Genomic DNA, 22,261 nt, shown 5'->3' with positions numbered 1-22,261 from the left:
CAAGGACGACGGCCGCATTCCAAGCGCCGTCAGCGCCCGGATGAACCAGGCACTGCGCCACCCGGCGAGGCCGATACGTGGTTCACGGGTGCTCCGGACGATCGGCCGGTGAGCGTCGCCCGTGCGGCGTCGGGTTGCCTGCGGGCGGGCGCGGCACCTCGGCGCGCTGCTCGAACCTGATCTCGGCTTCGGGGGCGAGGCCGAGCTGCAGGCCGGTGAGGCGTTCGGGCGCCGAGACGAGGATGTTGTAGTGGTTCGGGAAATGGCAGGCGTCGAATCCCAGGACCAAACCCACCATGCTCCCGTCGGCCCAGACCTCGTCGCCCCGGTCGATGACGCCGGCGCATCCGATCTCCACGAAGCCCAGGAATCCGACGCGGTCGATCCGGGTGCCGGGGGCGGTCTCCGTGTGGTCGGTGGTCACCAGCTCATGCACCTCCCCACGGCGGACACACCGGCTCGCGAACTCCTCCAGCGTCATCCCCCGGTCGTCACGCCGGTGGATGAGGACCTTCACCAGCCGCCCGTACACGGCGCGCTTGGCACCGTCCTCTCCGGGTGTCATGGGTGGCGTACCTCCTGTCCGGCACGGTGCCGGCGGCGGTCGTGCGCATACGTGGCGGCCACCAGCTCCAGGGCGGCCAGACCGTCGGGGCCGTTCGTGCGCCGGCCGGACAGGACGGCGGTGAAGTCCCGCAGCACACCCACGTATTCGTGCCAGAGGGACCCTTTGAACTCCGGATGGCCCGCGAGCATGTCGGCACGGTCGACGGTCCCGTCGGCGAGCCGCACCTCGACCGTCTTGCGCTCGCCGGGGCGGGACCAGTCGAGCACCACCCGGGCGGCCGCCCCGCCGGACAGGGCGGTCAACAGCACCTGCGCCTGCCGGTCGACGCCCCGCGCGTCGCGGTGCACGGTGGCCTCGGTCACCCGTACGTCTCCGAGGAACAGGTGAACGAGATCGAACGCGTTGGGCCCGTTGTCGGCGACACAGCCGCCCCCGCAGCGCTCCGGGTCGAGATACCAGCCGTCCAGGCCGGCGTGTTCCTCGATCGTCTCCTCGTAGCGCACCGTCAGCGACACGATCGGCGCGCCGGAGGCGATGCGCCGGCGCAGTGCGTCGACCTCCCTGTTGTAACGGCGGTGGAAGGAGGTGAACAGCACGGTGCCGCTCTGCCGGGAGAGCCGCGCGAGGTGGTGGCCGTCGCGCGCACGGGTGGCGAGCGGCTTCTCCACACAGACCGCGCGTCCGGCCGCCAGCGCGTCCCTGCACACCGGGTAGTGCAGGTCGTTGGGCACGTTGACCACCACGGCGTCCAGGTCCGCGGCCCGCAGCAGCTCACCGTGGTCGCGGTAGCGCGGCACGTGCGCCGGTGCGGCGGCGAGCCGGTTCTCGTCGGGGTCGCACACCGCCACCAGCCGCGCGCACGCGGCGCTTTCGAGCGCGGCCAGGTAGAAGCGGGAGATGACACCGAGGCCGATGAGGCCGATGCGGGGAAGTGTCATGCCGGGCTCCCCGCCGCCGTGGGCCGGACGGGTTCCGGGAAGCCGATACCGCTGCTGCGGGCCAGGTCGAGCATCTCCCGGTGCAGGGCCGGCTCCAGCGGGACGCCGTGAGCGCGCCGCTCCCTGGAGCGGGCGTCCTCCGGCCAGCCGGGATAGCGCACCGGTTCGTCCGCCCGGACCGGCGGACAGCCGAGGAGGGCACCGAACACGTCGGCCGCGTCGGCGCGGAACTCCGCCTCGGGCCTGAGGCGCCCGGGGGCGACGGCCAGCATGAAGAAGCCGATGTCGTCGTCGGGGCCGGCCGGCTCCGCCGTCTCCTCCCGCGGGCCGGTTCCGGCGCCGGGGACGAGTGCGGACAATACCTCGACCAGCAGACCGAGCCCGAAGCCCTTGTACGCGCCGGTGCCGGGATCACCGCCGAGCCAGCGCAGGTGCGCCTGGCCGCGGTCGAAGGCGGCCGGGTCGGTCACCGGCGCGCCGTCGTCGTCCTGCAGCCAGCCCGCCGGCACGCTCTGCCCGGCGCGTGCGGCGGCCCGGACCCTGCCCGTGGGAGCGACCGTGGTGGCCATGTCCAGGACGAACGGCGGCCGGTCGCCGGCCGGGGCGGCCAGCGCGAGCGGATTTGTGCCCAGCATGGGAGCCCGTCCGCCGACCGGGCGGACGATCCGCTGCCGGCCGCAGTTGGCGGTGACCAGGCCCACCATGTGCTGCCGGACCGCGCGCAGGGCATGGTGGCCCGCGCAGCCGAAGTGGGTGGCTCCCCGCACCGAGACCATGCCGACCCCGTACCGGCGCGCACGCTCGACTGCCAGGTCCATCGCCTCGGCGGCGGCCCACAGCCCGAGCGCCCGGCGGGCGTCGAGGAGGACCGAGGCGCCGCGGTCGGCGACGACGCGCGGCTCCGCACGCGGGTCGCAGCGGCCCGAGTCGAGCAGCGGGAGGTAGAGCCGGGTGAGGTTGGTGACGCCGTGACTGGTGAAGCCCGTCAGGTCGCCGTGGCACAGGGCTTCGGCGGCGGTTCCCGCGCGGTCCGCGGGCAGTCCCCTGGCGCTCAGGACCTGCGTCACGAACGCGAGGAGGTCCGGGTACGGCACCCGTACGGCGATGTCGCCGGCCGGGCCGGTGTCGTCCGCGGAGGCGGTGGAGATGGTGGAAACCGTCGAGGTCATCGAGGAGAGATCCTGTCCGCGGCCGCGCCGGGCACGGCAGCTGAGTGAGCGTGGGAGGGTTCGCCGGCACCGCCGCCGGGCGGCCCGTGGCGGACCCGGGCGACGAGAATGCGGGCGATCTCGTCGGCGTACCGGTCCAGGTCGTCCAGGTCGGCGTACTCGCCGGCGGCGTGCGCGTGGTTGGTGTCCAGGTCGCCGGGGCCGAGGACCGCCGTGTAGCCGCCGGGTACGTCCGCCATCCAGATGGCGTCGCAGGTGAAGGCCGGCTCCTCGTCGGGCCAGCGCACCAGGCCCGCATGGCGTTCCAGCAGGTCCTCGGCCCACAGTGCGCGGCCTCGGCCGTCCAGCGCGGGCAGTCCGCGTTTGTACCAGTGCAGGGACGTGATCCGTGCCGCGTCGGCGGCCGTCCTGGCCAGGTCGGGGGCACCGGCGGCTCCGGAGGCGAAGTCGGCGAGTGCCTCGCGCAGCGTCCGCTCCAGCGCGGCCTCGGCGGAGCGGCCGGCCGGCCGCGACCCGTAGGAGATGTTGAGCAGCAGCCGGCCGGTGCCGTAGACCCGGTTGTGCCGCTCGCCGGTGTGCAGGCCGGCCACGCACACCCTGCCGTCGCCGATCCGCGGCGGCAGGACCCGGGCCAGGTAGTGGCCGATGTGCCCGAGCAGCACGGTCGCGTTGTGACCGGCTTCGGGGCGGTCGTCCACGGCGTCCTCGCCGTCGACGCGGACCGATGCCGTCATGGATGCCGTCGAACGGGGCAGGAAGCGGTGTCCGGTGGGCTCGCAGAACAGGTTCAGCCCGCCGGTGAACCCGTCCTCCACCAGCGGCCTGGTGCCGAACGTGCCCATGGCACCGCCTTCCTCCCCGGCGACGGCCTGGACGAGCACCCCGATCCGGCTGCCCAGGGCCGGCTGGGAGGCGCGGGCGGCCCGGATGCCGGCGAGCAGGGCGACGGCGGGGCCCTTGGCGTCGATCGCTCCCCGGCCGGTGAACCGCCGGCCGTCGAAGCGGGCCGGCCACCAGCCGGCCACCGTGTCCAGATGGACGTTGAACATCACCGTGTCCCGCCGGGGGAGTTCGGGGCCGAGGCGCAGCACCAGACTGGGCTGCCGGGCCAGGAACGTCTCGTCCCGCGCCGCCGCCTCCCGGACCGTGAGCGGCACGTCGTCGCGGCGCAGCGTTGCCGGATCCGGCGGGGCGTGGCGCAGCACCTTCAGACCGATCGCCGCGGCTGCGGTCGCATAGGCCCGTCCGGCTTCCCAGAGGCGCACGGCGGGATCGTCGGGGCCGGTCTCCAGCGGCCCGGCTGTCGGCGTGGCGAGCAGATCGAGCAGCAGCTCGTGATCGGCCGGCGTCAACCGGGCGGGATGCGGCAGAGCCGTGGAAAGCGGCAGGGCCGGGGCGCCGGTCCGGATCGGAACGTCAGCCATGCCGCCCTCCACCGACGGGAGTCCGGGCCAACCGGGCTTCCCGCCGTACGAGCCGTTCCAGGCACCGCCCGTAGCGGACGAACGCCGCCACACCGTCGGCTCCGGTGGTGTCCCGGCCCTGGTGCGGTCGCAGATGCGTGTGCGGTTCGATGGACCAGGCACCGGTGTAACCGTGGTCGACGAGGGTGTCGAGGCAGGAGCGCACGCGGGACTCACCCTCGCCCGGCAGTGTGTAGGTGACCTGGCCGTCCGGCCCGGTCCGGGCGTCCTTGACGTGCACGTGAGCGACGTGGTCGATGATCTCGTCCAGCAGCGCACGGGCGTCGTAGCCGTGCGGCACCCCGTTGCCCAGGTCGAACAGCAGCTTCAGCGCGGGACCGCCGGCGCGGTCGAGGAGTTCCCGCATCCGGTCACCCCGGGTGCCGGCCCAACCGCTGCAGTTCTCGTGCAGCAGCACCAGCCCCTCCTGCTCGGCCTGCCGGACCAGCCGGGCCATCCGGTCCAGCGCCCGCCTGCCCCACTCCTCGTCGTCCAGACCGGCGTTGGGGTAGGACATCACCCGGACGAAACGAGTGCCCAGGGCGGCGCAGCGCGGGGCGAGCCGCCGCAGCTCCCGCACATCGTCCTCGAAGCGCCCGGTGATCGGGCGGCTCCAGTCGGCGATCCGGGAATCGACGCAGACGACGTCGAGACCGGCCGACGCGACCCGGTGGGCCACGGTGGCGAAGGCCCGGTCGTCGAGGTCGGCGACCGCGACGCCGTCGACGGTGCGCAGCTCGATCGCCCCCCAGCCGAGTCGGCGCAGCGCCTCCAGCTGCCCGGTGAGATCCGCCGCGGCCTCGTCCCCGATGCCCGCGAACCGGATACCGGGGGCCGCCCGTCCGCTCGGGGCGTCCTCGGTCACTGCGCACCGGGATTCCCCGGGAGCCGCGTCGGGAAGGTCAACGCCCATGCGAGAGGGCCTCCTTGCGGGGGTGCGTGCCGCTGACGGGAGACGTGCCGACGGCGGGTGACACGCTGGCGAGGGGAGACATGCCGGTGGCGGGGGACGTGCCGACGATGGGTGACGTGCCGTCGACAGGTGACCGGGCCGCCAGCCGTTTCGCCTCCGCCAGCAGCTCGACCGTCCGCACGTGCAGGCCGAGGTCACCGCCACCGGCTCCGTCGTCGCCCTCGGCGTAGCCGCGATAGGCATGGGTCAGACATGCCATGAGTGAGTCGTCACGGAAGACCTCGCGGGTGGTGTGGCCGTCACGGGTGATCTCCAGCTGTGCGAAGTCGTCGTCCTGGCCGACCGCGTAGTGCCCGACGACACTTCCGTCCTCCATGCCGAGGACGATCCGCCGCTGACGTACCGGTGCGGACAGGTCGGACAGCACCTCGCTGCGGATCCCGCCCGTGTGCAGCAGTTCGAGGTGCGCACCGCCCATGTCCGGCACCGTCGTCGTCCCCACCCGCAGGTCGGCGCCGCGCGCGCCGCGCAACCGCGCGTCACCCAGCAGACGCAGGAGGAGACCCACCGCGTGCGGCGCCTCCACGTCGAAGGCGGAGGTGTGACTGCTGGTGCTCAGAGAGCGCCGGAACCGGGGCTTGTGCTGGGTGACGGACACCGAACGCACGGCGCCGGGCCCCCGATCGCCCACCAGCTGGACGAGGCGCCGGGTCAGCGTGCTGTGCAGCCAGGGGGCCACCACGGACAGGCGCAGCTGCTGTTCCCGCGCGAGCCGCAGGACACACCGCAGCGTGGCCAGGTCACCGGCCAGCGGCTTCTCCATGAGGATCCGGGAGAACCCGAGCGCGGCCACCTCGCGGAGCACCTCGGCGCGTACGGCGGGGGGAGTGCACAGGTGGACGACGGTCCGCGCCGGGTCGAGGAGATCGCGCGCCCGGCGCAGAGATTCGGCGATCAGCAGATCCCGACGCTCGGCGCGGGCGGTGTTGCCGGGATCCACTCCCACGATCGGATGGTCGGCGAAGGTGCCGGGAACGTGGGACCGGGCACGTGACAGCACCGGCACATGCAACCCCAGGCCCGAGCGGCCCAGGCCGACGATCAACGTGTACAGCAAGGCTCGACCCCTTTGTTCGCGCAGCCTTTTCGGACGTCGCACACCGGTATGATTAACAGGCTGGTAAATGGCATCGAAATTCTTCTGCATACCCATACCGTCCGTCCCTGAAACGCGTACGGCAGTCTTCATGGAATGCGTGAGAAATTGCTATCGCAGCGGCCTCGGCGCATCGTATCCGACAGCTGCCTGCCGTGTGCAGGGGCGTCATTTTTTTCGTCCCGTGACAGGATGGCTGAAATGTAGGGCGAAGTCGGCTGTTGTGCCCGGCCGGACCGGCCGATGCGGCTCAGGTCGGCGATTCCGGCTTGCAGGCCGAACCCCTGGACGAAAACAATCGGCCGTGACGCGGTGATCGACGAGCGGAAAAATGGTTCCTGCGCTCTTCCGCGGTACTGCTCTCCATTGACAGGTCTGTAAGGCCACTAGTACTCATGTACCTTGCAGATTCGCCCTCCCCGGAATCGGGAAAGTCATTTTTTCGGATTCCCCGGTATCGGGTGCGAGACAGCCGGATTTCTCCGCAGCTTTTCGACGACGAGGAGTCAGATGTCCAACAAGACTGCCCAGGCCGAGCGTCTCAAGCAGCGCTTCGCGCTGTACGACACCGACAACGACGGGCGCATCCAGCGCGGCGACCTGGAGGCGGAGGCCCGGCGTATCGTCGAGGCCTTCGGTGAGAAGGAGAACTCCCCCAAGGCGCGGGCACTGCTGGACGCGTACCCGAAGATGTGGGACTACATGATGGAGGAGGCCGGCCTCGACGCCGGTCAGTCCCTGACGGTCGAGGAGTTCGTCCGGATCGCCGACGCCCAGATGCTGAGTCAGGGCCAGGTCGGCTTCAGCACCGTGCTCCGGCCCAGCATCCGCGCGATGGTCGACCTGTGTGACGTCGACGGCGACGGGGAGGTCGATCCGCGGGAGTTCCGGAAGTGGCTCGGGGCCATCGGCGGTGACCGGATCGACGCGGACGAGGCGTTTCGTCAGGTGGACACCGACAACAGCGGGCGCCTGTCCGTTGACGAACTCGTAGCCGCCGTGGGCAAGTACCACGCGGGCGAGCTCGACGCCCCGCTGCTGGGTGTCTGACGCGCGGACCCACGGCAGGGGCCGCTCCGAACGAGGACCGCTCGGAGCGGGCCCCCGTCCGCGGACACGGACGACGCCCGCGGGCGCCAGGAACGGACCCATGCCCGCCGAGTCCCGTGGCACCTGCCGACGTGCCGGGTCCGCGGGGCCGGCGCCGGAAACCGGACGCCTCCTGGTGCGTGCCGCACTGGCGCTGCTGTGCCTGGGGCAGGGGGCGCCCGGCGCCTGGGCTCTGTTCGCGCCCCGATCGTTCCACGACGCCTTTCCTCTCCCGGTTTTCGCGTGGGTGACCAAATTCCCCCCGTACAACGAGCACCTCGTACGTGACGTGGGTGCTCTTTCGCTCGGTCTGACCACAGTTCTGCTGTGGGCCGCTGTTCGTCCCGAGCGCTCCCTGGTGCGGGCGGCGGCCTTCGGCAGTCTCGCCTTCACGGTTCCGCACCTGGTATTCCACCTGGCGCATCTCGCGCGATTCCAGACCGTGGACGTGGTGGGGCAACTCGTCTCTCAAGTCGCCCCGATCGCCATGGCGGGGATGGTCATTGTGCTGAGTCGGCGACGTAATGGTGCGTGCCTGTAAAGGTGCCCCATTTTTCCTCTCACTCGTAAGAGTGGATTCGCGAAGCCGGTTCGGGAAAGCATCTGAAGCGCAGGTCCCAAAAAGCAAAATGAAAGGAAGAAGCGTGAGCACTTCCGTACAGGAACAGCGACTGCGTCGCCGTTTCGACATGTGGGACAAGAACGGCGACGGCACCATCGACCGCAGTGACTGGGAAGGCGAGGCCAAACGCATTCTGCTCTCGTTCGGGGAAAACGAGAATTCCCCGAAGGGCCGGGCTCTCACCGACGCCTACCTCGGCATGTGGGACCACATCGCGGAGGAGGCCGGAGTCGGCCGCGACGGCGCGCTGGACTTCGACCGGTTCCAGGCCGTCGCGGCGGCGGAGGTGCTCGACCGCGGGCAGGACGGCTTCGACGAGGTGCTGCGCCCGACGATCAGCGCGATCGCCGGCCTGTGCGACACCGATGGTGACGGTCAGATCAGCCCTCAGGAATTCCAGCGCTGGATCGTGGCCATCGGCAGCAACGAGGCCACGGCGGGCACGGCGTTCAAGCTGATCGACACCGACGGCGACGGTCACCTGTCCGTCGACGAGCTGATCGCGGCCGTCCACCGCTACCACTCCGGTGAGCTGGAGTTCTCCCTGCTCTGACCCGTCCGGATCCACCGGTACCCGCGTCCGGCGCTCCCCGGTCCACGAGGAGCGCCGGCGTCCCCCCGGCCGGGCAGCCCGATCCGCCCCGGCGCCAGAAAGGAAACATGTCCAGCGCATCCCTCGGACCGAGGAACGGCAGACGCGGCTGGGCGACCGGCACCGCGGGCGACCCCTCGGTACAGGTGCCCTTCTTCACCCAGGCCCGGACCTTCGAAGCGCTCTGGCCGGACATTCGGACCCGGCTCGCCGAGGTCTTCGACAACGGCAAGTTCTCGCACGGCCGGCAGGTCGCCCGGTTCGAGGAGGCACTGGCCGGGTGGACCGGCGCACGCTACGCGGTCGGCGTGAACAGCGGCACCGACGCCCTGGTGCTGTTGCTGCGCGCCTGCGGCCTGCAACCAGGTGACGAGGTCATCGTCCCCGCCTTCACCTTCGTGGCCTCGGCCTCCTCCGTCGTGCTGGCAGGCGGCCGCCCGGTCTTCGCCGACATCGACCCCGTCACCTACACGATCGACGCCAAGTCCGCGGCCTACTCGGTCACTCCACGGACCCGCATGATCATGCCCGTCCACCTGTTCTGCCAGATGGCCGACATGGACGCGCTGCTCGACGTCGCGCGCCGGCACCGGCTGACCGTGGTGGAGGACAGCGCCGAGGCCATCGGCATGCGGTGGAACGGCGTCCACGCCGGGCTGCTGGGAGCCGGCGGTGTGCTGTCCTTCTTCCCCACCAAGACACTCGGGGCCATCGGCGACGCCGGGGCGATCCTCACCGACGACCGCCGACTCGCCGAGACCGCGGCGGCGTTGCGCCACCACGGACGCTTCGGCCGGACCCTGGCCCACTTCCCGGGCATCAGCAACGAGACCACCGTCACCGGCGTCAACAGCAAGATGGACGACATCCAGGCGGCCGTCCTGATCGCCAAACTGACCCGGTTGCACGAGGACATCGCGCGCCGGGCCCGGCTAGCCGCCGCCTACACCGAACGGCTCGCCGGCACGCCCGGCGTCCTCCGGCTCCCCACCGTGGTGCCCCGCACCGGGCGGACCGACCCCGTCTTCTACGTCTACCTCATCGAGGCCGAGCGGCGTGACGAACTGGCCGGCTACCTGGCCGAGCACGGCGTGGGCACCGAGACGTACTACCCGGCCCCGCTGCACCTCCAGGAGTGCTTCGCCCATCTCGGCTACCGGCGCGGCGACTTCCCGCACGCCGAGGCGGCCTGCGAGCGCACCCTCGCCCTCCCGCTGTACCCCGACATGAGTGTCGACGACGTCGACACGGTGTGCGGGCTCGTCCGCCGCTTCACGACGAGGAGGCCGGTGTGACGGTTCCGTTCTTCGCCCCGGACCTCTTCGAGGACGACCGGCAGCTGCTCTTGGATCTCGTCCACGACATCGGCACGGCATCGCAGCAGAAGTTCCTGCTCGGCGAGTACACGGCCCGTTTCGAGGAGGCCCTGCGCGACTCGCTCGGCGGGGCCGACGTGGTGGCCTGCTCCAGTGGCACGTCCGCGCTGACCCTCGTCCTGCACGCCATGGGCGTCGGACCCGGCGACGAGGTGGTCGTACCGGCCTACGGGTGTGCTCCGCTGGCCAACACCGTGGCAGGGCTGGGGGCGACGCCGGTCTTCGCGGACGTCGACCCGTGGACGATGGTGGCCGACCCCGACGAGGTGGAGCGGGCGATCACCGACCGGACCAGAGCGATCATGCCCGCGCACATGTTCTCGGTGATGGCCGACATGCCCCGCATGAGCGAGATCGCCCGGCGTCACGGCGTGCGCCTCGTCGAGGACTCGGCCGTCGCGCAGGGCGGCATTCTCGACGGCCGCCCCGCCGGGACGTGGGGCGAGGCCGGAGTGTTCTCCTTCGTCCAGGTCAAGACCTTCGGAACGGCCGGCGAGGGCGGCGCCGTCGTCACCACGAACCCCGAACTCGCCGACGCGGTCAGGTCGTTGCGCAACCACGGGCAGAGTGAGCGCTTCGTCTACCCGCGCACCGGCTACAACAGCCGGTTCGACGAAGTGCTCGCCGCCTTCCAGCTCCACCGGCTCCCCGCCTTTCCCGGACTGCTGGAACGCCGGGCCCGCATCGCCGACTACTACACCGACCGCTTCACACCGCTCGCCGAGCGCGGTGTGCTGCCCCCGCCGCCGGGCCGCGACGGCCGGTGCTTCTACGTGTACTCGCTGCTCGTCGAGGAGCGGGACGCACTGCGGCGGTACCTGGCCGAGCGCGGAGTCGAGAGCCACGTCTACTACCCCCTCCCGCTGCCGCACCAGGCCGCGTTCACCCGGTTCGCGCCCGCCGGCCGGAGCTGGCCGCACGCGGAGAGCGCCAGCCGGTGCCAACTGGCCATCCCGGTCCACCCGCGCCTCACCGACGCCCAGGTGGAGCACATCGCGGACACGGTCTGCGCCTACGCCGGGCTGAGCGGCAGCCGCTGACCGAACCCACCTGAAGGAGCGGAGCAGATGACGACCCGCACCGAGGCCGGACCGTACCCCGCCGGCACGGCACGTCCCGAGAGCAAGCTGCGCAGCTATGCCCGGCTGGGCAAACTCGACGTCTACGACTACTACCCGAGCGTCGCCGTGGCACTGTCCGCGGTCCTGCTGCCCGTCTCCGGTCTGCGGCCCGCGACGATCGTGACGCTCACCCTGTTCCTCGCCGGCGCGGTCTGCGTCATCGTGGCGATGGTCGCCCTCGACGACGTGACCGGTTATCGCGACGGCAGCGACGCCGCGAACTACGGACCGGACGACCCCCTGCGCAACAAGCTGCGCAAGCCGCTCGTGGCGGGAACCCTGACCCTGCGCGAAGCGCTCGGTTTCGGGTACGCCACCGCCGCCGCCGGCGCCGCCCTGTGGGGCGCCGCGGTGGCGACCGCCCCGCACCGGCCCCTGTGGGCCCTGGTGCTGATCGCGGTGCTGTTCGTGGTCTCCGTCCAGTACTCCTACGGGCTGAAGATCAGCTACCACGGCTTCCAGGAGATCTTCCTCGCCGGGCTGGGCGCGGCCCTGGTGTTGGGCGCGTACGGGCTCGCGGCCGGCCACTTCTCCGGGTTCGTACTCGTGCAAGGGGTGCTCTTCGGCTGCGGACCGCTGCTGTTCGGCGTGTACTCCAACACCAACGACATCCCCGGCGACCGGGCCGTCGGGCGTCGCACCGTGGCGTGCCTGGTGTCGCCGAAGGGCAACGCCGTCTTCATCGGGGCGCTGTCCGCGGCGGAATTCCTGACCGGCGCCGTCGCCTCCGCCGTCGGGATCGCCCCGTGGTGGTTCGTGTTCCTGATGCTGCCCGTCACCGCGCTGCGTGTGCGGCAGTACCGCACCGGCTTCCGGCAGGGGGACATCATGCGCGCCCGCAAGCTCGGTTTCCCCGCGCACCGGGCCGGCACCGTGCTGCTGATCACGGCCAACCTGATCGTCGGCGCGGGGGCCACCGGATGAGCCCTGATCTCGACGTGGCCGTGGTCGGCGCGGGCATGGCCGGACTGACCACCGCGCACGAACTGCGGCGCGCGGGCCTGGAGGTCCGGGTCTACGAACAGCACGAGCACGTCGGTGGGAGGATGCGCAGCTTCCGGCATGCCGGATACACCATCGACGAGGGTGCCGAACAGATCTCGGAGCAGGGCTACCGCGCGACCTGGGAGCTGCTGGCGCGGCTGGGCGTGCCGCGAGGCGACGTGCCGCGCATCGGCAGGTCCGTCGCGGTGTGGCGCGGCGGACGGGCCCACCCCGGCGTGGCGGACCCCGCCGCGGTGCTCACCGGGGCGGGGCTCTCCCCCCGTGCCCGGATCGACCTCGCCCGGCTCCTGGCCTGGACGGGAGCGCACCGCCGGAAGTTCGACGCCGACCACCCCGAACGCACCCCGGCAGGGGCCCTGACGGTCAGGGAGTTCGCCCGCCGGTACCACAGCGACGTGCACGACTACCTGCTGCAGCCGGTCGCCGGAAGCTTCTTCGGCTGGGACACGGCACGCTCCGCCGTCGCACCGATGCTCAGCCTGCTCCTGGAGGTGGGCCCCGCCGCCGGCTGGCGGACGTACCGCGACGGCATGGACCTGCTCGCCCGGCGGCTGGCCGAGGGACTCGACGTGGTCACCGGCGCACAGGTGCACGAGGTCGTCACCGAGGAAGGCCGCGCGCGGCTGCGCGTCGGGAACGACAGCGTCACGGCGCGCTCGGTCGTCCTGTGCGTGCCCGCCCCGGTCGCGGCGCGCCTGCACGCCAACGCCCCCGCCGACGAGCTTCCGTTCCTGTCGGCCTGCACCTTCACGCCCACCCTCAAGGTCAGCTGCCTGCTGGACCGGCCGCTCGCGCCCCCGTCCCGCACGCCGCTGTACGTCCTGCTGACGCCCGATGCCGAGGACGACGTGCTCTCCGCGATCATCGTGGACCACGCCAAGCACCCGGACCGGGCGCCCGCCGGCAAGGGACTGCTGACCCTGATGGCCGACGCCCGGGGCATTCCCGACCTGCTGACCGCGCCGGAGCGGCAGACCGCCGACCGGCTCGTGCGGGCGGCCACCCGCTACGTCCCCGGTCTGCAGGCCGCCGCCGGACGCCAGTTCGTGCACGCATTCCCCCACGGCCTGCCCGAGGCGACTCCCGAGGCCCTGCGCCGACGAGGCCGGTTCATGGCGCGTGCCGCACGGCCGGTCGAGTACGCCGGTGACTGGGTGATGCTGCGGCCGGCCAGCGAAGGCGCCGTACGCGCGGGCGCCCTCGCGGCCTCGCGCGTCCTCAGCCGGCTGCGGCCGCCGCGGACCCTCGGACGGACCCGCCCCGCCGCTCGCCCCACCGAGGAGAACGTCTCGTGAAACCCCACGACATGGGCGTCCTGTTCGACGAGTGCGCCGAGCGGCAGCTCGGCACGCGCGTCCACCTGGACCGTCCGTTCGACATCGACGCGGACGCCCGCCCCCACCACACGCTGCCGCAACTGGCCGCACTCGTACGGGAGGCGGCCGGCTGGCTGGCCGCCGCAGGGGCCGGCCCCGGCGACCGGGTGGCGATCGTCAAGGACAACCACTGGGACTACGACCTGCTGGCCTGCGCCGCCGTACGCGTCGGCGCCGTCCCCGCGCAGCTGTCCGCGCACCTGTCCGCGAAGACGCTGGGGACACTGCTGGCCCGGCTCGGCCCCGCTCTCCTCGTCACGACGGCACAGGTGCTGCGACGCGGCCGGAAGGAAGGCACCGACCTGGCCTCGGCGGCCCGGGCCACCCTGGTGCTGGACGGCGCCGTGCCGGGGGCGCTGGGCATGGACGACGTACGCGGACACACCGCTCCCGGGCCGCACCGCCGCCACGACGACGAGCCCCTGGTGATCCACCACACGTCGGGCACCACCGGTGTGCCCAAGCTGGTGGTGCACTCCACCCGGACGATCGTCGGGAAACTGGCGCGGTTCGAGAGCGTGCGGTTGCCGCGGATCGGCCTGCGACGCGGCGACGTCCTCGCCAACGCGAGCGCCTTCGCCCACGGCAGGACGTTCTGCTGGACCGCGAGCGCCCTGTGCATGGGCCCCTCCGCGATCTCGATCATCACCACACAGGACCCGAACCTCGCCGACCCCGTGCTGCGCGCCCATCCGCCGACCGTCCTGGAGGCGCTGCCCGCCTCGTTCGTGCGCCTCCTGCCGCTGACCGAGGGACTGGACAACCCGTTCCGGCGCGTCCGCATGGTCATCAGCACGTACGACGCCGTCCATCCCCCCACCGTCCGTGCCTATCTCGGGGCGAGCCGGCACCGCAGCCCCGTGTGGATGGAAGGGTGGGGGCAGACCGAGACGGGACCGCTGACCTTCCGCTTCCACACCCGGCGCTCCGTCCGCCGGGCGCCGGACGGCGCCGGAAGCCGGAACCTCGGACGTCCGGTGCCCGTCAAGACGCGGCTGCGCGTGGTCGATCCCGACACGCACCGGCCCCTGCCGAGGGGACAGGCGGGCCTGGTGCTTGCCAGGACCGCCGCCTGTGCCCTGGGCTACGTCGGCGAGGAGGAGCGCTGGTCGGCCAAGCGCCACGGCGGCTGGTGGAACACCGGCGACATCGGTGCCCGCAACCGTGACGGCAGCATCGAGCTGCTCGACCGCGAGGTGGACCGCGCCGCGCAGCTCAGCTGCCTGCGGACCGAGGACCTCCTGGAGGACCGGCTGCCGCAGGCCATGGAGTGCGTCGTCCTCGCCGAGCCGGGCCGGGACCCGCTGCCCGTCGTGGTCACCGCCGACGGCGAGGTGGACCGGGCCCGGTGGAAGGAGGCGGTGCGCGACCTGCCGCCGCTGCGCGACCCGGTCGCACTCACCTGGGACGAGGTACCACGTACCGGCACCGGCAAGGTGCGGCGCGGGGAGCTGCTGCACCGCCTCACCGGACGGGCCGACACCTACGGCTCCGGCCGGTGGACCTGAGACCGGGACGAGAGGGAGACGCCATGCGCGAGAGCCAGGGCCCGGCCCCGGGCTACGTCTTCGACAACGACAGCGTGCACAGCGACGAGCTGCACCGCTGCCTCACCGACGCGTACGACACGATGACCTTCGACAGGCTCGCCGAGACCGGAGTCACCACCGGCTGGCGGTGCCTGGACATCGGCTCCGGGAGCGGAAGCGTGGCACGGTGGCTCGCCGAACGCGTCGCTCCCACCGGCGAGGTCGTGGCCACCGACATCAAACCCCACCACATCCCGGACGGTCCGTGCCTGACCGTGGTCGAGCACGACGTGGTGACCGATCCGCTCCCCGAGGCCGCCTTCGACCTCGTCGTCGCCCGTCTCGTCCTCCAGCACCTGCCCGAACGGCTCGCCGTCCTCGGCGGACTGGTGCGCGCCCTCAAACCCGGAGGGTGGCTGCACATCGAGGAGTTCGACGCCTCCTACGAACCGCCCCTGCTCACCCCGGACGAGGAGTCAGCCCGCCTCTACACGGCCTTCCTCGACGCCAAGTGCGCCGTCATGCGGGCCGGTGGGGGAGACCCCCACTGGGCCCGTAACGCTCCGGCCGCCATGCGTGCCGCGGGGCTCGTCGACATCGACCCGCGGCCCCGCATCGAGCTGCGCACCGCGGGATCGCCGGGCCTGCGCATGCAGCTCAACCACACGTACCACCTGCGGGACGAACTCCTGGCCGCGGGCATGACCGAGGATCAACTGACGGACGTACGGGCGCTGATGCGGGACCCGTCGTTCTGCGCGGCGTCCAGCGTCGTCTACTCGGTACACGGGCGACGCCCACGTACCCGCGAGCAGGAAGGCGCCCGATGACGCTCTGCGTGCCGCGCACCGGGGCCCCGGACACGGTGCCCGTGGCCGCCGGGGTCGCGGCACACCTCCTCGCCTCGGTGGGCGACGCCGCCACCGCCACAATCGCCTGGGACATCGGCTGGCAGGGCCCGCTCTCCCTCCCCCTGACCGACGAGCAGGCCGTGCAGGCCGCCTGCGGGATCATGCACGTGCACGGCCGGGCGGCCGGACGCCCGGCCCCGCTCGCCGTCGACTACGCCTCCACGGTGGCGGGCGTCCTCGCGGCCCAGGGAGTCTGCGCGGCACTCCTCGCGCGGGCCGGCGGCGCCGATGTGACGCGGGTACGGACGTCGGTCGGTCAGGCCGCCCTGCTGGCCCTCGCCCAGTACCTCGCGGCGGCGACGGCCGACGGCGCCGACCCGGAGGTCTCGCCGTCGCGTGTCGACGCAGGGGAGGAACTCGTGCCCGCCGCTTGCCCGTTCGTCTCCATCGACGGCGTGCGCTTCGAACTCGAAGCCCTCGACGCCGAGCGATGGCTGGACTTCTGGCGGTTGCTCGGCGTGGACCGTGCCGACACCGGTCGTGGATGGCGGTCGTTCCAGCAACGGTTCGCCACCGCCACCTGCGCGTTGCCCCGCGCGCTGCCCGCGACCGCACGGCGTACGCCGTTCACGACGATCCGGTCGGCGGCGGACCGGGCGGGCGCCGCCGTGCTGCCCGTACGGCACGACCCGCTGCCGCCCACGGTCACGCCGCCGTGGACCCTCACACCGTTTCCGGAGCCGGGCGGCACCACGATCGACAGGGACCGTACGGCCGCGGCGCCCCTGGAGGGACTGCGGGTCGTCGAGTCGGCGCGACGCGTCCAGGGGCCCCTGGCCGGCCACGTCCTGCGGCTCCTGGGCGCCGACGTCGTGCGGATCGAACCGCCCGGCGGTGATCCGATGCGCGGCGTCCCCCCGATGGCGGGCACGACGTCGGCCCGCTTCAGCGCCCTCAACGCGGGCAAAGCCGTCGCGGAGATCGACTTCACCACGGACGCGGGACGGCGGGCCGTCCGTGACCTCGTCGCCGAGGCCGACGTCTTCCTGCACAACTGGGCACCGGGCAAGGCGGCCCGGCTCGGGCTGGACGCCGACGACCTGGGTGCGGTGCGCCCCGGGCTGGTGTACGCGTGGGCATCCGGCTGGGGCGACGCCCTGGGGCCGGAACCACCCGTGGGGACCGACTACCTGGTCCAGGCGCACAGCGGCCTCGCCGCCGCCGTGCGGCCCGCGGACGAGCCGCCCGCGCCCTCCCTGATGACGCTCACCGACGTCCTCGGCGGGCTGGTCTGCGCGCAGGGCGTACTGGCGGCACTCGTGTCGCGGCTTCGCACCGGAAGAGGCAGCCGAGTGGACTCCTCCCTGTACTCCGCCGCCGCCCTCGTTCCCCGAGGACCGGGACGGTCCCCCGCGACCGGCCGCATGGTGCGCACGCGGGACGGCTACATCGCGCTGGGACCCCGGGCCCGCGAGCGGCCGGAGCGCCTTACGCGGGCGTTCGGCCTCGGCGCCTCGGCGAGCGCGGAGACGATCGCCTCCCGGGCCCGGACCCGTCCCACCGCCCACTGGCTGCCCAGGCTGGCGGCAGCGGGCGTGGCCGCCACGCCGGTGTGCACCGACCTCGCGGACCTGGCCCGTGACCCGCGGTTCGCTCCGGCGCTGACCGTCGGGGCATACGCGGCCCCCCTCGCACCCTGGGAGTTCTCATGAGGGCCGGATGGACATCGAACGCCGGCGTCGAGATCCGTGACCTGGTGCCGGCCCCGCTGCGGCGCGCCTGGTCCGAACAGGGCCACTGCCCCGACCGCGACCTGTACACGCTGTTCTCCGGGCACGTACGGCGTCACCCCGGCCGTCCGGCCGTCATCGACTCGGCGGGCACGGCGGACTACGCCGAACTCGACGCCCGGGTGCGGCACATCGCCGCCCGGCTCGCCGAACGCGGCCTGGGCGAACGGGACATCATCGCCGTACGGATGCCGAACGGGCGCGACGCGGTGGCCGCGGAACTCGCGGTCGCCGCGATCGGAGCGGTGGCACTGCCCTATCCGCCGGGGCCCGGCAGCCGGGGACCGGCGAGCCTGCTCGCCCGCGCCCGCGCCCGCGCGGTCATCGTCGCCCACCCCTCCGACGCGGTGGCACACGCTCACCTCCCCCACCTCGAAGCCGTGTTCACCTTCGGTGAGGGCCATGGGGCCGCGCAGTCACTCGCGGTGCCGGCGCGGCGGGCCTTCGTTCCGCGCCCCGTCGACCCCGAGGCGCCCGCCCGGATTCTGGTCTCCTCCGGCTCGGAGGCCGAACCCAAGATGGTCGCCTACTCCCACAACGCGATGGCCGGCGGCCGCGCCACCTACGTCCGCGCCCTGCACACCGGGGACGGCCCGATGCGCAACCTCGTGCTCGTCCCGCTGGCCTCCTCCTTCGGCTCCTGCGGCACCTCCGTGACCCTCGCCGCACTCGGCGGCACGCTGCTGGTGCGGGAGTCTTTCGACCCGGCCGAGGCCCTCCGCATGATCGTCGAGCACCGTCCCACGCACGTCTTCGGCGTGCCCACGATGCTGCACCGCATCGCCGAGCAACCCCCCGCCCCCAGCGAGGACTTCACCGGCCTCCAGGCCGTCGTGTCCAGCGGAGCGGTTCTCCCGGACGCCACCGCCGCCGCGTGCCGCGCCCGGTTCGGCCGCCGTGTCATCACCGTCTACGGATCATCCGACGGCGTGAACTGCCACACCGCCGCCACCGGCCTCGGCCCCGAGACGGGCACCGGACGTCCCGACCCGGCCGTGGCGCGGATCCGCATCACCGACGACACCGGTGCTCCCGTGCCGGCCGGACAGCCCGGTGAGATCTGTGCCAGAGGCCCCATGACACCGCTGTGCTACGTCGCCGATCCCGCACTGGACGCCCGCTACCGCACTCCGGCCGGCTGGGTACGCACCGGCGACCGCGGGTTCCTGGACGAACACGGCAGGCTCCACGTGCTGGGCCGCATCAAGCAGATCGTCGTACGAGGCGGCTACAACATCAGCCCGGCGGAGGTGGAACGCGAACTCGCCGCGCACGCCGCCGTGGCCGAGGTGGCCTGCGTCGGTGTGCCCGATCCGGAACTGGGGGAGCGCCTGTGCGCGTGCATCCGCGAGAGGCCGGGCGCGCCCGTGCCCGACCTGAGCGAACTCGCTGTCTTCCTGGAGTCCCAGCGCGGCCTCGAACGCCGCAAGCTCCCCGAACTCCTGCTGCGTGTGGGGGAGATGCCTCTCGGGCCCACCGGAAAGATCTGCCGCAGCACCCTCGCGCTCCTGGCCGCCCGTGAGACCTCCGCCACCCGCTGACCGTCCACGACCGCGGGGCGGAGCGGCGGCCCCCGGCCCTGCCTGACGACCCCCTGCAACCAGGGAGCGACATGAAGAGCGTTGCCGTCATCGGACTCGGATACACCGGCCTCCCCCTGGCCCGGGAAGCGTGCCGCGCCGGTATGCGTGTCACAGGGATCGACGAGAACCCGTCCGTCACCGCGGCCCTGAACTCGGGCCACTCGCACGTCCCCGACGTCACCGATGCCGACCTCGCCGCCATGCTGGACGCCGGTTTCCGGGCGTCCGTCGACGAAAGCCCGCTGGCGGAGGCCTCGGTCGCCGTGATCTGCGTCCCCACACCGCTGGACGACACGGGCGGACCCGACCTCCGCCATGTGCGAAGCGCCGCCTCCGCTCTCGGGGACCGCCTGAAACCCGGCAGTCTCGTCATCCTGCAGTCCACGTCCTTCCCGGGCACCACGGACGACGTCGTCCGTGGCATCGTGGAGCACGCCTCGGGTCTCAGTGCCGGAACGGACTTCTCCCTCGCCTTCTCACCCGAGCGCATCGACCCGGGCAACCAGACCTACGGCGTGCGGAACACCCCGCGCGTCGTGGGAGGCTGCACCCGACGGTGCACCACGGCCGCGGCCGACTTCTTCCGGCAGTTGTGCGACCGGGTCGTGGAGGCGGGCTCCGCACGCGAGGCCGAACTGGCGAAACTCCTGGAGAACACCTACCGCAACGTGAACATCGCCCTCGTCAACGAACTCGCCGTCGCCGCCCGCGCACTGGGAGTCGATGTCTGGGAGGCTCTCGACTGCGCGCGCACGAAGCCCTTCGGCTTCCAGGAGTTCCGGCCCGGACCGGGTGTGGGCGGGCACTGCATCCCGGTCGATCCGGTCTATCTCACCCACTGGGCGCGCACCGGAGGGGCCCCGCTGCGGCTGGTCGAACTCTCGCAGGAGATCAACGCCCGGATGCCGGCACATGTCGTACGGCGTGCCGAGCACTTGCTGCACGAGCGGGGAAACGCCCTGCGGGACGCACGGGTGCTGCTCGTCGGAGTGACCTACAAGCGCAACAGCACGGATCTGCGGGCCACCCCGGCCGCCGCGATCGTCCGGCTGATGCGGCAGAGCGGCACCGACGTCACGTACCACGACCCGTTCGTGGACGCCTGGTCGCCGGACGGCGAACCGGTGAAGCGGTCCGTCGACCCACTGACCGCCGCCGCGGACGCCGACCTCACGATCCTGGTGCAGGACCACGACGCCGTCCCGCTGGACCGGTTGCCCGACCACGCCCGACTGCTGCTGGACACCCGGGGCCGGCTGCGCGGCACCCGCGCCCATCAGCTCTGAGACCAGCCCCTACAACTCCGGTAGCACACACCACTGTTGTGTCCTTCCCAGGGTGGAGAGGAGGTACCGCCCGACGAGGGATCCGCAGACGCGACCGGTTCCTGAAAGATCCTTCCTGTCCGAACACGCGATCGGAAGGATCGAATCGTGCGCAGACGACGTCTCGCGCCCCTGTTGGCCGTGAGTGTCACGGCGACGCTGGCTCCCGCATTAGCCACCTCGACGGCCACCGCCGCTCCCGCCGCCACCCCGTCGACCGCCTCCTCATCCGCTGCCGAGAGCGGCGCGCTGGACCGGTATGTGAAGCAGAAGCCGCGGTGGAAGCGGTGCGAAGCCGACTCCCCGGCGGAGTTCCAGTGCGCCACGATCACGGTCCCGCTCGACTACCGGGTTCCCGGAGGCAAGCGGATCGAGCTGGCCATATCGAGGATCAAGAGCACCGCGCCCGGCAAGCGGCACGGTGTCCTGTTCTCCAACCCCGGCGGCCCCGGGGGACAGGGGCTTTACATGCCGCTCGACGTGAAGGAGGTGCTCCCCAAGTCAGCGCAGCAGAAGTACGACCTGATCGGTTTCGACCCGCGCGGTGTGGGACGGAGCAGCCCGGTCTCCTGCGACCTGGAGCCGGAGGAGGAGAACTGGCTGCGGCCGTACAAGGAGAAGACGTTCGCCAAGGACGTCGCCTGGGCACGTGACTTCGCGAACAAGTGCCGGGAGAAGGCGGGCCACACGCTCGCGCACATCACCACGCGCAACACCGCGCGCGACATGGATCTGCTCCGGGCCATCCTCGGTGAGAAGAAGATCTCGTACCTCGGCTACTCGTACGGCACCTACCTGGGCGCCGTCTACACCCAGCTCTTCCCGGGCCGGGCCGACCGGTTCGTGCTGGACAGCGCGGTCGATCCGGCGCGCGCCTGGCGCGGGATGATCCAGTGGTGGGCGGAGGGCGCCGAGCCCGCGTTCGACCGGTGGACCGAGTGGGCCGCCGAGCGGTCGGAGAAGTACGGCCTCGGCGACACCCCGAAGGAGGTCGACCGGACCTTCTGGGACCTGGTCGCGCAGGCCGACGACAAGCCCATCGAGGTGGACGGGCAGCCGACCACCGGTGACGACATCCGCAGCGGTCTGCGCAGGGCGGTCTTCAGCCCGGAGTACGCCACCGAGGTGGTCGTGGAACTGAAGAAGGCCGCGGCCGGCCGGCCCGCCTCCGCGAAGAAGCTCGCGGTGTTCACCGGGTCCGGGCGGACCGGGACGGCAGGCGCCGCCGATGCCGCCGAGGTGCCGTCCGACAACATGACGGCGAGTTTCTGGGCCGTGCTGTGCGGCGACAACTCGGCCGCCTGGTCCCGCGATCCCGAGACCTACCGGCGGGACGCCATCGAGGACAAGGGCCGTTACCCGCTCTACGGTGACTTCGCCTCCAGCATCAAGCCCTGTGCGTTCTGGGACAGGTCCGTGGAACGGGCCACCAAGGTGAACAACAAGGTCGGCTCCCTGGTCGTCCAGAACGAGTGGGACTCGCAGACCCCGCTGCCCAGCGGCCAGGCCCTGCACGCCGACCTGAAGGGCTCGAAGATGGTCACCGTCCTCGGCGGTGAGGGCCACGGCGTCTACCCGAGCGGCAACGCGTGCACGGACGGCACGGTCGAGACCTACCTGCTCACCGGCAAGCTCCCGGCGAAGGACGTGACCTGCGAGGCGACGGCCGGCTCGAACGCGGAGGCACGCGAGAACCAGAAGCGGGACGTGCTCCCCGGCTCTCCGCTCCCGGAGCGCGCCCCGGACCGTTTCTGAGCCCGCTCGCACGGCCCATCGCCGCATGACTCCTTGAAGG

General features: G+C 72.2%; 19 protein-coding genes. 13 read left to right on the top strand and 6 right to left on the bottom strand.

Annotated features, from left to right (window positions below):
* Positions 1 to 82: 82 nt before the first annotated feature.
* From CCL05_RS01155 to CCL05_RS01130, 6 genes are read right to left on the bottom strand one after another with little or no spacing between them, the layout of a single operon-like run.
* Complete coding sequence (locus CCL05_RS01155) at positions 83 to 565, bottom strand: DUF6917 domain-containing protein (RefSeq protein ID WP_086558567.1); 483 nt, start codon at positions 563 to 565, stop codon at positions 83 to 85.
* Positions 562 to 1,506: a Gfo/Idh/MocA family protein gene (locus tag CCL05_RS01150; RefSeq protein WP_086558566.1), complete on the bottom strand. Its 945-nt coding sequence runs from the start codon at positions 1,504 to 1,506 to the stop codon at positions 562 to 564. The genes CCL05_RS01155 and CCL05_RS01150 overlap by 4 nt, the downstream gene beginning before the upstream one ends.
* Entirely contained in the window at positions 1,503 to 2,675 is a 1,173-nt protein-coding gene (locus tag CCL05_RS01145) for an Ldh family oxidoreductase (RefSeq protein ID WP_167409487.1), read from the bottom strand. The genes CCL05_RS01150 and CCL05_RS01145 overlap by 4 nt, the downstream gene beginning before the upstream one ends.
* Complete coding sequence (locus CCL05_RS01140) at positions 2,672 to 4,099, bottom strand: M20/M25/M40 family metallo-hydrolase (protein WP_244204112.1); 1,428 nt, start codon at positions 4,097 to 4,099, stop codon at positions 2,672 to 2,674. Before CCL05_RS01140 ends, CCL05_RS01145 begins: the two co-directional genes overlap by 4 nt.
* Entirely contained in the window at positions 4,092 to 5,051 is a 960-nt protein-coding gene (locus CCL05_RS01135; protein ID WP_086558565.1) for a sugar phosphate isomerase/epimerase family protein, read from the bottom strand. The genes CCL05_RS01140 and CCL05_RS01135 overlap by 8 nt, the downstream gene beginning before the upstream one ends.
* Positions 5,041 to 6,168 (bottom strand): Gfo/Idh/MocA family oxidoreductase, encoded by a 1,128-nt coding sequence (locus CCL05_RS01130; RefSeq protein ID WP_244204111.1) that lies wholly within the window; start codon positions 6,166 to 6,168, stop codon positions 5,041 to 5,043. Before CCL05_RS01130 ends, CCL05_RS01135 begins: the two co-directional genes overlap by 11 nt.
* A gap of 549 nt (positions 6,169 to 6,717) precedes the next feature.
* On the opposite strand from CCL05_RS01130, the gene CCL05_RS01125 reads away from it, so the two are divergent.
* The 13 genes from CCL05_RS01125 (at position 6,718) to CCL05_RS01070 (ending at position 22,221) form a co-directional block, all read left to right on the top strand.
* Positions 6,718 to 7,257 (top strand): EF-hand domain-containing protein, encoded by a 540-nt coding sequence (locus CCL05_RS01125; protein WP_086558564.1) that lies wholly within the window; start codon positions 6,718 to 6,720, stop codon positions 7,255 to 7,257.
* Between the two features lie 100 nt (positions 7,258 to 7,357).
* The gene (locus CCL05_RS01120) at positions 7,358 to 7,837 is read left to right on the top strand and encodes a hypothetical protein (RefSeq protein WP_086558563.1); all 480 of its coding nucleotides are present in this window, start codon (positions 7,358 to 7,360) and stop codon (positions 7,835 to 7,837) included.
* 103 nt (positions 7,838 to 7,940) lie between these two features.
* A complete protein-coding gene (locus tag CCL05_RS01115) occupies positions 7,941 to 8,471 on the top strand; it encodes an EF-hand domain-containing protein (protein WP_086558562.1) in 531 nt (176 codons plus the stop codon).
* A gap of 107 nt (positions 8,472 to 8,578) precedes the next feature.
* The gene (locus tag CCL05_RS01110) at positions 8,579 to 9,805 is read left to right on the top strand and encodes a DegT/DnrJ/EryC1/StrS family aminotransferase (protein ID WP_086558561.1); all 1,227 of its coding nucleotides are present in this window, start codon (positions 8,579 to 8,581) and stop codon (positions 9,803 to 9,805) included.
* The gene (locus CCL05_RS01105) at positions 9,802 to 10,926 is read left to right on the top strand and encodes a DegT/DnrJ/EryC1/StrS family aminotransferase (protein WP_086558560.1); all 1,125 of its coding nucleotides are present in this window, start codon (positions 9,802 to 9,804) and stop codon (positions 10,924 to 10,926) included. The genes CCL05_RS01110 and CCL05_RS01105 overlap by 4 nt, the downstream gene beginning before the upstream one ends.
* Positions 10,927 to 10,953: 27 nt before the next feature.
* A complete protein-coding gene (locus CCL05_RS01100) occupies positions 10,954 to 11,931 on the top strand; it encodes a UbiA family prenyltransferase (RefSeq protein WP_086558559.1) in 978 nt (325 codons plus the stop codon).
* Entirely contained in the window at positions 11,928 to 13,307 is a 1,380-nt protein-coding gene (locus CCL05_RS43760; protein WP_107400401.1) for a protoporphyrinogen/coproporphyrinogen oxidase, read from the top strand. Before CCL05_RS01100 ends, CCL05_RS43760 begins: the two co-directional genes overlap by 4 nt.
* 11 nt (positions 13,308 to 13,318) lie before the next feature.
* Positions 13,319 to 14,896, top strand: coding sequence for a class I adenylate-forming enzyme family protein (locus tag CCL05_RS43755; protein WP_107400404.1), 1,578 nt, complete (start codon positions 13,319 to 13,321; stop codon positions 14,894 to 14,896).
* Positions 14,897 to 14,919: 23 nt separating this feature from the next.
* The gene (locus tag CCL05_RS01090; protein WP_086558558.1) at positions 14,920 to 15,747 is read left to right on the top strand and encodes a methyltransferase domain-containing protein; all 828 of its coding nucleotides are present in this window, start codon (positions 14,920 to 14,922) and stop codon (positions 15,745 to 15,747) included.
* On the top strand, positions 15,744 to 17,480 hold the full coding sequence (locus tag CCL05_RS01085) for a CoA transferase (RefSeq protein WP_086558557.1): 1,737 nt from the start codon (positions 15,744 to 15,746) through the stop codon (positions 17,478 to 17,480). The genes CCL05_RS01090 and CCL05_RS01085 overlap by 4 nt, the downstream gene beginning before the upstream one ends.
* Positions 17,477 to 19,099 (top strand): class I adenylate-forming enzyme family protein, encoded by a 1,623-nt coding sequence (locus CCL05_RS01080; RefSeq protein ID WP_086558556.1) that lies wholly within the window; start codon positions 17,477 to 17,479, stop codon positions 19,097 to 19,099. Before CCL05_RS01085 ends, CCL05_RS01080 begins: the two co-directional genes overlap by 4 nt.
* Positions 19,100 to 19,170: 71 nt before the next feature.
* Positions 19,171 to 20,427, top strand: coding sequence for a nucleotide sugar dehydrogenase (locus CCL05_RS01075; RefSeq protein ID WP_086558555.1), 1,257 nt, complete (start codon positions 19,171 to 19,173; stop codon positions 20,425 to 20,427).
* Positions 20,428 to 20,574: 147 nt separating this feature from the next.
* Positions 20,575 to 22,221 (top strand): alpha/beta hydrolase, encoded by a 1,647-nt coding sequence (locus CCL05_RS01070; RefSeq protein ID WP_086558554.1) that lies wholly within the window; start codon positions 20,575 to 20,577, stop codon positions 22,219 to 22,221.
* Positions 22,222 to 22,261 lie beyond the last annotated feature (40 nt).

The sequence above is a fragment of the Streptomyces africanus genome, assembly GCF_002150735.1.
GTDB lineage: Bacteria > Actinomycetota > Actinomycetes > Streptomycetales > Streptomycetaceae > Streptomyces > Streptomyces africanus.
This window is presented reverse-complemented; position numbering and strand designations above follow the sequence as displayed.

Coding starts and splice junctions, on each gene's coding strand:
- CCL05_RS01155 (WP_086558567.1), bottom strand. CDS start 565: ATGACACCCGGAGAGGACGGTGCCAAGCGCGCCGTGTACGGGCGGCTG.
- CCL05_RS01150 (WP_086558566.1), bottom strand. CDS start 1,506: ATGACACTTCCCCGCATCGGCCTCATCGGCCTCGGTGTCATCTCCCGC.
- CCL05_RS01145 (WP_167409487.1), bottom strand. CDS start 2,675: ATGACCTCGACGGTTTCCACCATCTCCACCGCCTCCGCGGACGACACC.
- CCL05_RS01140 (WP_244204112.1), bottom strand. CDS start 4,099: ATGGCTGACGTTCCGATCCGGACCGGCGCCCCGGCCCTGCCGCTTTCC.
- CCL05_RS01135 (WP_086558565.1), bottom strand. CDS start 5,051: ATGGGCGTTGACCTTCCCGACGCGGCTCCCGGGGAATCCCGGTGCGCA.
- CCL05_RS01125 (WP_086558564.1), top strand. CDS start 6,718: ATGTCCAACAAGACTGCCCAGGCCGAGCGTCTCAAGCAGCGCTTCGCG.
- CCL05_RS01120 (WP_086558563.1), top strand. CDS start 7,358: ATGCCCGCCGAGTCCCGTGGCACCTGCCGACGTGCCGGGTCCGCGGGG.
- CCL05_RS01110 (WP_086558561.1), top strand. CDS start 8,579: ATGTCCAGCGCATCCCTCGGACCGAGGAACGGCAGACGCGGCTGGGCG.
- CCL05_RS01100 (WP_086558559.1), top strand. CDS start 10,954: ATGACGACCCGCACCGAGGCCGGACCGTACCCCGCCGGCACGGCACGT.
- CCL05_RS43760 (WP_107400401.1), top strand. CDS start 11,928: ATGAGCCCTGATCTCGACGTGGCCGTGGTCGGCGCGGGCATGGCCGGA.
- CCL05_RS43755 (WP_107400404.1), top strand. CDS start 13,319: ATGGGCGTCCTGTTCGACGAGTGCGCCGAGCGGCAGCTCGGCACGCGC.
- CCL05_RS01090 (WP_086558558.1), top strand. CDS start 14,920: ATGCGCGAGAGCCAGGGCCCGGCCCCGGGCTACGTCTTCGACAACGAC.
- CCL05_RS01085 (WP_086558557.1), top strand. CDS start 15,744: ATGACGCTCTGCGTGCCGCGCACCGGGGCCCCGGACACGGTGCCCGTG.
- CCL05_RS01080 (WP_086558556.1), top strand. CDS start 17,477: ATGAGGGCCGGATGGACATCGAACGCCGGCGTCGAGATCCGTGACCTG.
- CCL05_RS01075 (WP_086558555.1), top strand. CDS start 19,171: ATGAAGAGCGTTGCCGTCATCGGACTCGGATACACCGGCCTCCCCCTG.